Origin of the sequence: Croceivirga lutea (assembly GCF_014235875.1) — a bacterium.
In the GTDB taxonomy this organism is placed as follows: Bacteria; Bacteroidota; Bacteroidia; order Flavobacteriales; family Flavobacteriaceae; genus Croceivirga; species Croceivirga lutea.
This window is the reverse complement of the sequence record NZ_JACJUK010000001.1, coordinates 308,209-321,292: the sequence shown is the minus strand read 5'-3', so window position 1 is coordinate 321,292 and position 13,084 is coordinate 308,209. Positions and strand designations below refer to the sequence as shown.

Here is a 13,084-nt window from a genome sequence, read left to right as displayed (position 1 = left end):
ATGATTATGAAAAAATATTTGACACTTTTGTTTTGTGTTCTTAGCGTTATCGTTTTTGCTCAGGGACCTAATTTGGAAAAAGACTATAAAGCTATTGAGCAAAAAGTAATCGACTGGCGACATGATATTCATCAAAATCCAGAATTAAGCAATCGAGAATTTAAAACAGCTGAGAAGATTGCCAAGCACCTAAAAAGTTTAGGAATTGATGTTCAAACAGAAGTTGCACATACGGGTGTTGTTGGTGTCTTAAAAGGTAATAACCCTGGTAAGGTTGTAGCCCTAAGAGCAGATATTGATGCTTTACCCGTAACAGAACGTAACAATTTACCTTTTAAATCAGAGGTTACCTCAGAATTTTTGGGTGAAAAAATTGGTGTAATGCACGCTTGTGGTCACGATACCCACACAGCTATTTTAATGGGAGTTGCAGAGGTGCTAGCCAAGAACAAAGATAAAATTAACGGTACCGTAAAGTTTATTTTTCAACCTGCAGAAGAAGGTCCACCGCCAGGTGAAGAAGGTGGTGCTCTATTAATGGTTAAAGAAGGGGTTTTAAAGAATCCGGATGTGGATGCCATTTTTGGACTACATATTAATTCTCAAACTCCTGTTGGTATGATTCGTTATAAAAGCGGAGGTACAATGGCAGCAGCACAAAGCTTCACTATTAAAGTGAAGGGAAAACAGAGTCATGGTTCTCAACCATGGTCGGGTGTTGACCCTATTTTGATTAGCGCAAAAATTATTGATGGGCTACAAACAATTATTAGTAGAGAATCTAATTTAACTAATGAAGCTGCCGTAATTACAGTTGGTAAAATAAAAAGTGGAGTACGATTTAACATTATTCCAGAATCAGCAGAAATGATTGGTACCATTAGAACTTTAGATTATGATATGAAAGACCATATTAATAAACGAATGAAAGAAATGGTTGCAGATATTGCTAAAGCTTATGGTGGTGAGGCAACTTGTACTATTAAAGATGCTACAGACATAACCTTTAATAACCCCGAATTAGTTTCGCAAATGTTACCAACCTTAAATCGTGTTGCAGGTACTGAAAATGTGGTTATACAAAAAGCAGTAACTGGTGCAGAAGATTTCTCTTATTTTCAGAGAGAAGTTCCAGGATTCTTCTTTTTCTTGGGTGGAATGACCCCTGGTACAACGGAGTCTTATCCTCATCATACACCTGACTTTTTAATTGATGATGCTGGTATGCAATTGGGTGTAAAAGCGATGACTGAATTAACACTTGATTATTTAAATGCGGGAAAATAATTTCAATGAACATTTCTGAAATTGTAAGCCTACTGCCCTGGTGGGCTTACTTGCTTATTGGATTATTAGTAGTGGCTATTTGGGATATTTTTATTCAAAAAAAGCATACTATTAAACATAATTATCCTATAGTTGGTCATTTACGGTATTGGTTAGAAAGTATTGGTCCTGAAATGCGCCAATATTTTGTGGCTAATAATAGAGAAGAATTACCTTTTAACCGTATTGAACGGGGCTGGATTTATGCCTCGGCCAAGAATGAAAATAATTACGAAGGTTTTGGTACAGACCGCGATATTTATGCGCACCAACATTTATTTGTAAAAAATGCAATGTTGGCATACCAAATTCCAACAAATCACCCAAACACTGAAGACCCTTATTTTTTGCCATGTGCAAAAGTTATTGGGGCTTATCATAAGCGTAAGAGACCTTTTAGACCTGCCTCCATTATCAATATTTCTGCGATGAGTTTTGGTTCGCTTTCAGCGGCTGCGGTTGAAGCTATGAACAATGGTGTATTAAAAAGTGGAGCCTATCACAACACCGGTGAAGGCGGACTATCTCCTTACCATAAAAAAGGAGGTGATGTAATTTTTCATTTTGGAACGGGTTATTTTGGGGTGCGTTCTAAGGATGGCAATTTTTCCATAGAAAAAATGAAAAAATTGGTTGAAGAAAATCCCCAAGTTAGAGCCATAGAAATTAAACTTAGCCAAGGCGCAAAACCTGGAAAAGGTGGGGTTTTACCTGGCGCAAAAATTACTCCTGAAATTGCAAAAATACGCGGTGTAGAAGTAGGTAAAGACGTGTTGTCACCTTCCACACATAAAGCATTTTCTACCATAGAAGAACTCTTAAATTTAATTGAGAATATTGCCGAGGAAACAGGCTTACCTGTAGGTATAAAAGGTGCTATTGGTAAACTTAATCAATGGGAAGAACTTGCTGATTTAATGAAAAAAACAGGAAAAGGGCCAGATTTTATTACAGTTGATGGCGGTGAAGGTGGTACTGGGGCTGCTCCACCTAGCTTTGCAGACCATGTTTCATTACCTTTTTCTTATGGTTTTACTGCTATTTATAGACTTTTTCAAGAAAGAGGTTTAACAGAACGTATTGTTTTTATTGGTAGTGGAAAATTAGGTTTTCCTGCCAAAGCAGCAATGGCATTTGCGATGGGTGTTGACTGCATAAACGTGGCTAGAGAAGCCATGATGAGTATTGGTTGTATTCAAGCACAGGTATGCCATACTAATCGCTGTCCGGCTGGTGTGGCAACCCAAAGTAAATGGCTTCAAGCAGGTATTGATGTTCCCTTAAAGTCAGACCGGCTTGCTCAGTATTTTAAGACTTTCAGAAAAGAATTTTTAGAAATTACTCATGCAGCAGGTTATGAACATCCCTGTCAATTTAATATGGAAGATGTACAAGTAAATGTTGATGATGACTATCTTAGCAGTGATTTACGCAGAGTATACCGCTATCAAAAAGATAGCGTACCATTTAACGGTATGCAATCGCTTAAAAATTGTGAACATTTAGGAACATTACCTAACAAAAACTAAATATGAAAAGAATACTACCCCTATTTTTTCTAGTACTTGTAACTACAGTATCTGCTCAAAAAAAGTCAGAGCTAATCGCTCAAGTAGCTGAACTAAAAAAAGAGCTAGATTCAACCAAAGCATTGGTAAAAGTTGCTGAACGTAATGAAGCTTCTAGTAAAACCAAAGCAGAATCTTTAGAACGACAATTAAAAGATTTACAGGGTGCTAATGCAGCTTTATTAGAGAATCTAAACAACTTTGCTGAAGTTTCTAAAAGAAACACAAATAATGCTCAAAAGGCCTTAGAGAATCTAGATAAACGTGAAGCTCAGGTTAGTGAAATTACAGACACTTTTACCAAAAATGATTCGCTCGCCGTACAAGTAGTTGGTAAAGCTAAAGGTGTTTTAGGTGATGTACCACAACTTACAATTGGTGAACGTTCCATTGCTATCGCTTACCCCGTTGATGCGTTTTTTGCAGATTATACAGCTAAACAATTAAATAGCTCGGGGCAAAGTACAATATCTCAACTTGCCGCTTTTTTCGCTGCTTATCCTAATTATGATATTGTGGTTGAAGGTTTAAGTAATACCGGCGAATTTGATTTAACTGGTGCTCAAGCTGCTATTTTAGGATTTGAATTGAATAAGGCAGGCGTAGCCATTACACGAATTAAAACGGCACCAAGAGATGGTGGTTTTAAAGACGGTTTTCGATTTAAATTGGAGCCACAATTCGATTCTTTTTATAGCGAAGTAAAAGATAAGTTCAAGAACAATTAATGCTTCATACTTTTTGCAATCCATATGCGTTGTAGAATGGTAATTCAAAACTAAACAACCATGAGCGGAGACCAAATTTTTCAGATGTTTGCCTATTTATTACCTGCCTTGATTACTGGTGCAGTGGCTTTTTACTTTTTTAGATTGCATACTAATAATGAAGAAGGTCGTAGACGATATTTATTGCATAAAGATGCTCAAAAAGATACACTCCCTGTACGTTTGCAAGCTTATGAAAGAATGACACTATTCTTAGAGCGTATTACAGTTAATAATTTAGTAGTAAGAGTTGCACCAAAAACAAATCATAAGTCTGATTATGAAAATCTATTAATTAATCAGATTGAAACAGAATTTGAACACAATTTATCTCAACAGATTTACATTAGTGAAGAATGCTGGAATATTATAAAAACGGCAAAAAATGCTACCATACGTATTATACGTTCTGCCGGAATGAGCGAATCTGATAATGCCGATAAACTGCGAGAGGATATATTAAACCAAGCAATGGAAAAGTCTTCGCCTTCTTCTGCTGCACTAGCTTTTATTAAAAAAGAAGTGAAAACGCTTTGGGACTAATAAGTGTGAGTATTTGTTACGGTGCTATTCTTGAATTTCTGGTTGTATAGGCATACTTTCTGCGTTTTTATTTTTAGCATACAAGTAGCCACGTTTCCACCAACGGGTCATTTTTTCTTTGTCGAAAATAAGTGAGTTCGTTGTTAAAATAGCTGGTGTGTAGTATAGATTAATTATGGCATCTTTTTGATTAGCAACCAATTTACCTATACGAATGTTCTGATTCTCAATACGGTCTAAAACAAATGTGAACATGCTGGTCAATAACTCAAACGGATTACGAGAAGGCATTTTATTGTAATAACTAACTTCGGTATGTAATACCACAACATCAACTTCTGTGGCTCCTCTATGAATTGCTTCTTCAATAGGAACTAAACTTCCTAATCCTCCATCAGCATATTCACAACCATTTTTTCTGACCAGACTCATAAATGGGGTGTAGTTGGCCGAAATCCAAATCCAATCTAAGAATTCATCATAAGTAAAATCATTTATCGATTTATATTCTACTTGATTTAACGATAGGTTACTCACCGTTACTACAATATCTTTGATTCCTTCTTTTAGTTCGTTAAATTCTTCTATGGTAATACTGTTGCGAATGAGTTTTCTGAGATTTTCACTTTCGCCAAAGGTTTTACTTCCTTTGATGAAGTTTTTTATGATGTTTCTATGATTCATGGTAATAATATCTGCCCCATGACGCCGCTTAATTTTAAACGGACAATTACTAAAAATGCTCTTTTGATTTACATTAGAATAGATAGTTCTAATTTTATCTATTTTACCTAATGCTAGGTGTGATATTAGCAGACTACCTGTAGATGTACCTACGAAAATGTCATATTCGCGATCAAGTCCTTCAATTAAATATTGGGCTACACCACCTGCAAATGCTCCTTTACTACCGCCGCCTGATATTACTAAAGCCTTCATTTAGACAAAATTGATTCTAATTGTAATTGTTCCTCTTTTTTTAAACGAGATTTTAGCTGTGCTATTCTATCACGCCCTTCTTCAGTGGTAACAATTTGTCGGATTAAATTTCTTGATGATTTTTTGAACTGCCAAACATGATGACTACTCGCTTGAAACAAATGTTCTAAACTTTTATCTGACAAAGCATTTATTTGAAACAAATATTGAAAAGCTAATTGTCGAATTTCAAAGTTATAATAAGTGGATGTTAGAGAGTTCAATTCTTCATAAAAAGAACGCTTAAGTTCTGGTTTATATTCTGGTGTGATTAAAGCTAAAGTTAACCACAATTGCTTTAAATTCTTGTTTGGTAAGCCTTCAATATTTTTAGTTTGTTCTAGATATTTATTTCTTTCTGTGGGAAAAGCTTCCCAAAGCTTAAATAATACGGCTTCTTGGGTAACATAACTATCATCTGATAACATACTTTCTAGTATTGGCTTAGTATCATCTCCAACCTTACTAACATAAATAGCAAAGGCTTGTCTTACTTTAACAGACTCTTCAGCTAATTGCTCAAAAAAGTAAGGGTTTTCAAAAGAATTGGTATAACGTTCTAAAAGTGCAATTTTTAGTTCATCAGAATGAATTGTTTTCCACTTATTTTTAAATTCTTCAAAATGATTTTTCCCTCTATTTAAGCTTGCTTCGGTTACAAAGTAGTTTTTTAAAGAACTACATTTTTCTTGTAAATAATGCGTTGCATCCTCCCACAAAAACACATCATTAGCTAACCAATTTCTTTTAAAATCACTTAAATCTGTTGAAGATGCTTTTTCAATTTCGGTAATAAAATCATTAATAGTAACATTTTTAAATGCATGGTTCTTAAGATAGTTTTCTACACCTACTTTAAAAGCGGTATCGCCCACTTTTTCTCGCAATATCACCAAAGCCCATGCACCTTTTTCATAAAAGGTTATACTCCCAGCCTTTGGGTCTGTTAATGCCTCTCCTTCTCCATTTTCTGATAGCGTATGTAGTGTTTTAGCAGTATCGTAAAGTTTCCAGTAAAAATGGTCATCACCAAAAAGTTGCTTTTCAGCTAAATAGGCATAGTAGGTAGCAAAACCTTCGTGTAACCAATGATGTTCTCCATTTACTTCGGTTACTAAATTACCAAACCATTGATGCGCTAATTCGTGAGCATTTACATTTACATAGTTTTTATCAATAAAAGCGGTAGAATCTACCATAAATTGATTTGAAAATATGGTACAGCTCGTGTTTTCCATACCTGCGTATAAAAAGTCTTGAACTGGTACCTGCTTATAATTCTGCCATGGATAGTCAACTCCTATCTCATCCTCCAAAAAATCAAAGATTTGTTTGGTATACCTGTAGGTAGGTTCCACTTTTAAGCTGTCTTTGGGCTCATAATACAATGCTATTGAAACACCTGAATTTGACGTTAAAGTATGTTTCTTAAAATTACCAATTACGAAAGCTGCCAAATAGCTACTCATAGGTTCTGTCATATCAAATTTCCAATCGGTTAGGCTATCTTTTGAGAATTTATGCGTTAGTTGGCCGTTAGAAATAACTTCATATTTTTCATCTGTCAAAAAATGTAAATCAAATTCAATTTTATCATTCATGTCATTAAGAGAAGGTAGCCAATGACTGGTATATTTTCCTTGACCTTGTGTCCACACCTGATAATCTAACCTATCTTCTTTTTTGTACGCTGTAAAATAAACCGTCTGTTTTGGTCGAGTTATATAGCGTATAAATAGTTGGTGTTTACCTAAAGCTGTTGGTGCTGTAAACCAAATTTTTTCACCCGAATTAGAAATAGCTATTTCTTTTTGGTTCAATGAGGTGAAAAGTACATTCAAATTCACCGCATCTAAGAAAATAGAATCCACTTTTGCAGTTAATTCAAACTCATATGTTGCTTGCACACTTAACTCACCTGACTCTGGTGAAACCAAAATTTCGGCATCAATTGTTTTAAAATCAACGTCAGCTTGAGATTGTGCCGAAACCATTGAAATCCAGATAAAAAAAAGAAGCACTAAAAAACGCATAGTTGTATAGTCGCAAAAGTCAAGCCAATTTAGTTATTTTCGTTAGATGCAAAGTGCGGTCATGCAAACTCCCCTAGCCTACCTAAAAGGTGTGGGTCCTAACAGAGCTGAAATTCTGAAATCTGAATTAGGACTAGAAACCTTTGCGGACCTTTTACAACTGTACCCCAATAGGTATTTAGACAAGACCCAATACTACAAGATTAATCAATTACACAATAGCGGTGCTGATGTTCAGGTGGTTGGCAAAATTGTAAATCTAAAAACAGTTGAACAAAAAAGAGGAAAACGTTTAGTGGCTACCTATGTGGATGAAACCGGACAAATGGAATTGGTTTGGTTCAGGGGCCACAAATGGATTAGAGAAAACCTAAAAATAAATGAACCTTATGTGGTTTATGGAAGGGTTAACCGCTATGGAAGTACCTTTTCTATGCCACATCCAGAAATGGAGCTATTAAAAGCTCATAAAGCTGGGCTAAAAGTTAGTATGCAACCCATTTATCCTTCTACAGAAAAGTTGAGTAATAAGGGTATTACTAATAAGGTTTTAAGCAAAATGATTCAACAGTTGTTTTTAGAAACTAAAGCCAATTTTGCAGAAACTTTATCTAAAAGTATATTAAACGAACTCAAACTAATTTCCAAAGCTGATGCGCTTTTAAACATTCATTTTCCTAAAAGTCAAGAGTTATTAGCAAAAGCACAATTTCGCTTAAAGTTTGAAGAACTTTTTTTCATTCAAATGCAATTACTTTCTAAAAAAGTTGCTAGAAAGAAAAAAATTAAAGGACACCGGTTTACTGAGGTTGGAACCCATTTTAATGATTTTTTTAATAATCATTTACCGTTTAATTTAACTAACGCTCAAAAACGAGTAATTAAAGAAATTAGAAATGACATGGGCAGTAGCGCCCAAATGAATCGGCTTTTACAGGGTGATGTAGGTTCAGGTAAAACCATAGTAGCCTTAATGTGTATGCTTCTTGCTATTGATAATGGTTTTCAAGCCTGTTTAATGGCACCAACCGAGATTCTTGCGCAACAACATTATAATGGTTTAAAAGACTTGTTGTTGCAAATGGATATCAAAATTGCGCTACTTACAGGCTCAACTAAACGCGCTGAACGAACCTTTCTACACAACCAATTAGAAAATGGTAATCTAAATATTCTTGTGGGCACCCACGCCGTTTTAGAAGATAAAGTTCAATTTAAAAATTTGGGTTTAGCCATCGTAGATGAACAACATAGATTTGGCGTGGCCCAACGTTCAAAACTATGGCACAAAGGTGCTCAATCTTCCGCTGAAATTGGAGGGGTTTCCCTACCACCTCATATTTTAGTTATGACCGCCACACCAATACCAAGAACACTAGCCATGAGTTTATATGGAGATTTAGACATTTCTGTGATTGATGAGCTGCCACCAGGAAGAAAACCTATAAAAACAGTTCACAGGTATGATGCCAACCGACTAAAAGTATTTGGATTTATAAAAGATGAAATTAAGAAAGGAAGACAGGTATATGTTGTTTACCCTTTAATCAAAGAAAGTGAAGCTTTAGACTATAAAGATTTAATGGATGGTTATGAAAGTATAGCGCGTGAATTTCCGCAACCCAATTATCAAATATCTATTGTTCACGGTCAAATGAAAGCTCAAGACAAAGATTATGAAATGGAGCGTTTTGTTAAAGGTGAAACGCAAATTATGGTAGCCACAACCGTAATCGAGGTTGGGGTAAATGTTCCTAACGCATCAGTAATGATTATAGAAAGTGCCGAACGTTTTGGGTTATCTCAATTGCACCAATTACGGGGTCGTGTAGGTCGTGGAGCTGAACAGAGTTTTTGTATTCTAATGACAAGTCATAAATTATCTGATGATGCTAAAACCCGCTTGGAAACCATGTGCAGGACAAACGATGGTTTTGAAATTGCTGAAGTTGATTTAAAACTTAGAGGGCCAGGAGATTTAATGGGAACACAACAAAGTGGTTTACTCAATCTTAAAATTGCTGATATTGTAAAAGACAATCCAATTTTGAAGCTGGCGAGATACCATGCCATTCAATTGTTTAAAAACGACCCCCGATTAGAAAAAGAAGAAAACAAGTCTATCCGAAACATCTTTAGTAATCTTATTAAGGATAAAGCAATATGGGGATATATTAGCTAAAGCTATTTTCTAACTTACTAGAGAAGTAAACAAAAGAGAATAAGCTTTTTAATTAAATCTAGTATTATTCACGAATAACAATGTATTTAGGTGCTCGTTCTAGTTGAATTTGATTAAGAATATTACCTTCAAAATCTACTAATAAAACTCCTCCTTTGGGGTAATTTTCTGATGAGATTTGAACTTGTAATGAATAACCTAGGACTACAACCTTCTTTTCCATATCGACGTCATATCCTTCAAAATTGCTAATATCAGGAATTAGCTCTGAATAAGCATTTCGAAAATCTTGAGAGCTAAAAACACGATTGTCTCCAGCTACATAACGATCTTCATCTATGTCAAAAATTGCAGGAAAACGACCTCCTGCAAATATTGAATAATCAATATTGGTTAAGATTTGATTGTTAAAAGTTTTAGTTTTTATAACATCCCTTCCAAATTCAAAATCAAAGAACCATTGTCTAGAAAATTCTCCAGATTCAAGTTCTTGAAAATCTTCAATTGAAAATACCTTATGAGTATAATCATCAGTATTGAAGACATAAAGTTTATCTTGAAAAATGGTCACCTTTATATAATCATCTGATTGGTAGCTAAAAACTATTGCATCTCTTTCAGTATCGTAAATAATACACTCGTAGATTGAGATTGGGTTATTACCGCAAATGGCAACTAGGTAATTACCAAAAAATTCAGCGGAACTACAACTATTAGTGGAAAGCTCAAATATAAAAGTCTCTTCTCCCCCTAAATTGTAAGCCAATCGCCGAATAGGGTCTGGTTCATTATGGTTTACAATTGCAGCAAACTTAGAGTTTTCGCTTGTTTTAACCTCCACTGGGCCTGCAAGACCAGTTCCCTCAATTGTAAATTTCTTTATTTCATTTGTCTTAAGAGATTTTTGGTAAAATGCCTGAGTGACATTAGAAAATAAAGTAATTTGACTTGAATCGATACTATTCAAGTTGGGTAGAACATCCATAGCTCCAAGCTGTTCGCTAAGGAACTGAGTTTCTCCAACCTCTCCTTTATCGCTAACATCTATTTGAAAAAACTCACCTTGAAAGGATGAAAAAGTAGAAATTTTATAACCAAAATTTGATGGGTCAAATCCTCTTTCATTCCCATCAACTCCACCATCTTCTTCATTATCACTTAATCCTGACGAATCCGAACAGGATGATAAAATTAAACAAGAAATTAATAACCCTAAAAACTTTTTCATCATTTAAAATATTTGTAAAATAAAATCACAACGATATATTTTACAATTAATTTCATCTAAAATTCAATCTTTAAGTCGAAAAAGAGCATTTCTTAAAAAACAAGTAAATTCTTGTAATCGAAATATAATTATAAAGTAACTATACTTACTTTACTTAAATAGAATTAAATAATTATATAGTTTCTATTTCATTATTCATAATGGTTACAATCAGAACTACCTTTAGCAGTCTTGTTAAGGATAAAGCAATATGGGGATATATTAGTTGATAACTGCCTGATTTTAAATGTAACACAAAACAAAAACTTTGTTGAACATCGTAATTTGAACCCAATTCACTTGGACTAAACTACCTAACAATCCGTATTTTTGGTTACTTAAATTTTCAAGAAAATAATATGGGCAAAACGTTATTTGATAAGGTTTGGGATTCTCACGTAGTAAAAAGTATACAAAATGGACCAGATGTGCTTTTCATTGACCGCCACTTGGTGCATGAAGTTACCAGTCCGGTTGCGTTTTTAGGAATTAAAAATAGAGGTATTGAGGTGCTTAATCCTAATAGAACTTTTGCTACCGCAGACCATAATACGCCTACAATTAATCAACATTTACCCGTTAAAGACCCATTATCTGCAAATCAGTTAGCGGCTTTAGAAAAAAATGCCAATGAACATGGTATTCGCTATTGGGGATTAGGACATGAAAAAAATGGTATTGTGCACGTAGTTGGTCCAGAAAATGGTATAACCTTACCTGGAGCCACTATTGTTTGTGGTGATTCGCACACCTCTACTCACGGTGCTTTTGGAGCAATTGCCTTTGGTATTGGAACTTCTGAGGTAGAAATGGTGTTAGCTAGCCAATGTATAATGCAACCAAAACCGCGCAGTATGCGTATTAACGTAAATGGCGAATTGCAATTTGGTGTAACTCCTAAAGACGTTGCTCTATATATTATTTCGCAATTAACCACATCTGGCGCAACTGGATACTTTGTTGAATATGCAGGAGATGTATTCAAAAATATGTCAATGGAAGGCCGTATGACGGTATGTAACTTAAGTATTGAAATGGGAGCTCGTGGAGGAATGATTGCCCCAGATGAGAAAACGTTTGACTATGTAAAAGGCAGAGAATTTGCACCTAAAGGTGCCGATTGGGATAAAGCAATGAATTATTGGGAAACCTTATATTCAGAAGATGACGCTGATTTTGATAAAGAGTTAACCTTTGATGCCGCTAATATTGAACCAATGATTACTTATGGTACTAACCCTGGTATGGGCTTTGGTATTTCAAATTCAATTCCAACCGCTGGTGAAGGTTCTGGTGCTCAAACCTATAAAAAGTCCTTAGCGTATATGGATTTTAGTGAGGGAGACCAAATGATAGGAAAACCTATTGATTTTGTCTTCTTAGGTAGTTGTACTAATGGTAGAATAGAAGATTTTAGAGCATTTGCTTCTATAATAAAAGGTAGAAAAAAAGCAGCTAATGTAACTGCTTGGTTGGTTCCTGGTTCACACCAAGTTGAAACAGCAATTAAAGAAGAAGGTATATTAGAAATATTAAACGAAGCAGGTTTTGAATTAAGAGAACCGGGTTGTTCTGCATGCCTAGCTATGAACGATGATAAAGTACCCGCAGGAAAATATGCGGTAAGTACTAGTAACCGAAATTTTGAAGGTAGACAAGGCCCAGGAGCGAGAACCTTATTAGCTAGTCCGTTAGTTGCTGCTGCTGCTGCTGTAACTGGCAAGGTAACTGACCCTAGAGAATTAATGCAGTTAGAAACCGCTTAAAATTGATTTTAATTTCCTTCATTTTAGGAAACACAAAAAAAGTAAAAATGGCATACGATAAATTCGACATATTAACTTCAACGGCTGTACCGTTACCTATAGAAAACGTAGATACTGACCAAATAATTCCAGCTCGTTTTTTAAAAGCAACTGAGCGTAAAGGGTTTGGTGATAATCTTTTTAGAGATTGGCGGTATAATTCTGACAATTCACCTAAAGAACAATTTGTTTTAAACAACCCTATTTACAGTGGTAAAATTTTAGTAGGTGGCAAAAACTTTGGTTCTGGTTCTTCTCGTGAACATGCTGCATGGGCTGTTTATGATTATGGGTTTCGTTGTGTAGTATCTAGCTTTTTTGCAGATATCTTTAGAAACAATTGTTTAAATGTAGGTGTACTCCCGGTTCAAATAAGTCCTGAGTTTTTAGAGAAAATTTTTAAGGCTATTGAAGCTGACCCAAATACCGAATTTAAAGTTGATTTACAAGAGCAAACCTTTACCATTCTAAGTACCGGAGAGTTTGAGACTTTTGGTATTAATGCGTATAAAAAAGGTAATATGTTAAACGGGTTTGATGATATTGATTACCTATTAAATTTAAAAGAAGACATCATAGATTTCGTAGAAACGCGTCCTTTCTAATTACATAAAA

At 35.0% G+C, this 13,084-nt stretch carries 10 protein-coding genes; 7 read left to right on the top strand and 3 right to left on the bottom strand.

All coding sequences use genetic code 11. The annotated features are described in order from the left end of the window. Window positions 1-6: 6 nt before the first annotated feature. From H5V42_RS01505 to H5V42_RS01490, 4 genes are read left to right on the top strand one after another with little or no spacing between them, the layout of a single operon-like run. A complete protein-coding gene (locus H5V42_RS01505; protein WP_185781347.1) occupies window positions 7-1,287 on the top strand; it encodes an amidohydrolase in 1,281 nt (426 codons plus the stop codon). Between the two features lie 5 nt (window positions 1,288-1,292). Further along, window positions 1,293-2,855 carry an FMN-binding glutamate synthase family protein gene (locus H5V42_RS01500; protein ID WP_185781346.1) on the top strand — a complete coding sequence of 521 codons (1,563 nt, stop codon included), beginning with the start codon at window positions 1,293-1,295 and terminating at the stop codon, window positions 2,853-2,855. A gap of 2 nt (window positions 2,856-2,857) precedes the next feature. Continuing rightward, window positions 2,858-3,622 (top strand): hypothetical protein, encoded by a 765-nt coding sequence (locus H5V42_RS01495; RefSeq protein WP_185781345.1) that lies wholly within the window; start codon window positions 2,858-2,860, stop codon window positions 3,620-3,622. A gap of 60 nt (window positions 3,623-3,682) precedes the next feature. Continuing rightward, window positions 3,683-4,204, top strand: coding sequence for a DUF7935 family protein (locus tag H5V42_RS01490; protein ID WP_185781344.1), 522 nt, complete (start codon window positions 3,683-3,685; stop codon window positions 4,202-4,204). 24 nt (window positions 4,205-4,228) lie between these two features. Here H5V42_RS01490 and H5V42_RS01485 read toward each other — a convergent pair whose 3' ends face one another. Both H5V42_RS01485 and H5V42_RS01480 read right to left on the bottom strand, forming a co-directional pair. Continuing rightward, window positions 4,229-5,143: a patatin-like phospholipase family protein gene (locus tag H5V42_RS01485; RefSeq protein WP_185781343.1), complete on the bottom strand. Its 915-nt coding sequence runs from the start codon at window positions 5,141-5,143 to the stop codon at window positions 4,229-4,231. After that, window positions 5,140-7,176 carry a M1 family metallopeptidase gene (locus tag H5V42_RS01480; protein WP_185781342.1) on the bottom strand — a complete coding sequence of 679 codons (2,037 nt, stop codon included), beginning with the start codon at window positions 7,174-7,176 and terminating at the stop codon, window positions 5,140-5,142. Before H5V42_RS01480 ends, H5V42_RS01485 begins: the two co-directional genes overlap by 4 nt. Window positions 7,177-7,261: 85 nt before the next feature. On the opposite strand from H5V42_RS01480, the gene recG reads away from it, so the two are divergent. Beyond that, window positions 7,262-9,397: an ATP-dependent DNA helicase RecG gene (recG, locus tag H5V42_RS01475; RefSeq protein ID WP_185781341.1), complete on the top strand. Its 2,136-nt coding sequence runs from the start codon at window positions 7,262-7,264 to the stop codon at window positions 9,395-9,397. A gap of 64 nt (window positions 9,398-9,461) precedes the next feature. Here recG and H5V42_RS01470 read toward each other — a convergent pair whose 3' ends face one another. After that, window positions 9,462-10,628 (bottom strand): hypothetical protein, encoded by a 1,167-nt coding sequence (locus H5V42_RS01470; RefSeq protein WP_185781340.1) that lies wholly within the window; start codon window positions 10,626-10,628, stop codon window positions 9,462-9,464. A 395-nt stretch (window positions 10,629-11,023) separates the two neighbouring features. Between H5V42_RS01470 and leuC the strand changes: the two genes are divergently transcribed. Next, window positions 11,024-12,430, top strand: coding sequence for a 3-isopropylmalate dehydratase large subunit (gene leuC, locus H5V42_RS01465; RefSeq protein WP_185781339.1), 1,407 nt, complete (start codon window positions 11,024-11,026; stop codon window positions 12,428-12,430). Between the two features lie 47 nt (window positions 12,431-12,477). Next, a complete protein-coding gene (gene leuD / locus H5V42_RS01460) occupies window positions 12,478-13,074 on the top strand; it encodes a 3-isopropylmalate dehydratase small subunit (RefSeq protein WP_185781338.1) in 597 nt (198 codons plus the stop codon). Window positions 13,075-13,084 lie beyond the last annotated feature (10 nt).

Bases quoted from the DNA above. Each gene is read 5' to 3' on its own strand.
- H5V42_RS01505 (WP_185781347.1), top strand. From the start codon at position 7: ATGAAAAAATATTTGACACTTTTGTTTTGTGTTCTTAGCGTTATCGTT.
- H5V42_RS01500 (WP_185781346.1), top strand. From the start codon at position 1,293: ATGAACATTTCTGAAATTGTAAGCCTACTGCCCTGGTGGGCTTACTTG.
- H5V42_RS01495 (WP_185781345.1), top strand. From the start codon at position 2,858: ATGAAAAGAATACTACCCCTATTTTTTCTAGTACTTGTAACTACAGTA.
- H5V42_RS01490 (WP_185781344.1), top strand. From the start codon at position 3,683: ATGAGCGGAGACCAAATTTTTCAGATGTTTGCCTATTTATTACCTGCC.
- H5V42_RS01485 (WP_185781343.1), bottom strand. From the start codon at position 5,143: ATGAAGGCTTTAGTAATATCAGGCGGCGGTAGTAAAGGAGCATTTGCA.
- H5V42_RS01480 (WP_185781342.1), bottom strand. From the start codon at position 7,176: ATGGTTTCGGCACAATCTCAAGCTGACGTTGATTTTAAAACAATTGAT.
- recG (WP_185781341.1), top strand. From the start codon at position 7,262: ATGCAAAGTGCGGTCATGCAAACTCCCCTAGCCTACCTAAAAGGTGTG.
- H5V42_RS01470 (WP_185781340.1), bottom strand. From the start codon at position 10,628: ATGATGAAAAAGTTTTTAGGGTTATTAATTTCTTGTTTAATTTTATCA.
- leuC (WP_185781339.1), top strand. From the start codon at position 11,024: ATGGGCAAAACGTTATTTGATAAGGTTTGGGATTCTCACGTAGTAAAA.
- leuD (WP_185781338.1), top strand. From the start codon at position 12,478: ATGGCATACGATAAATTCGACATATTAACTTCAACGGCTGTACCGTTA.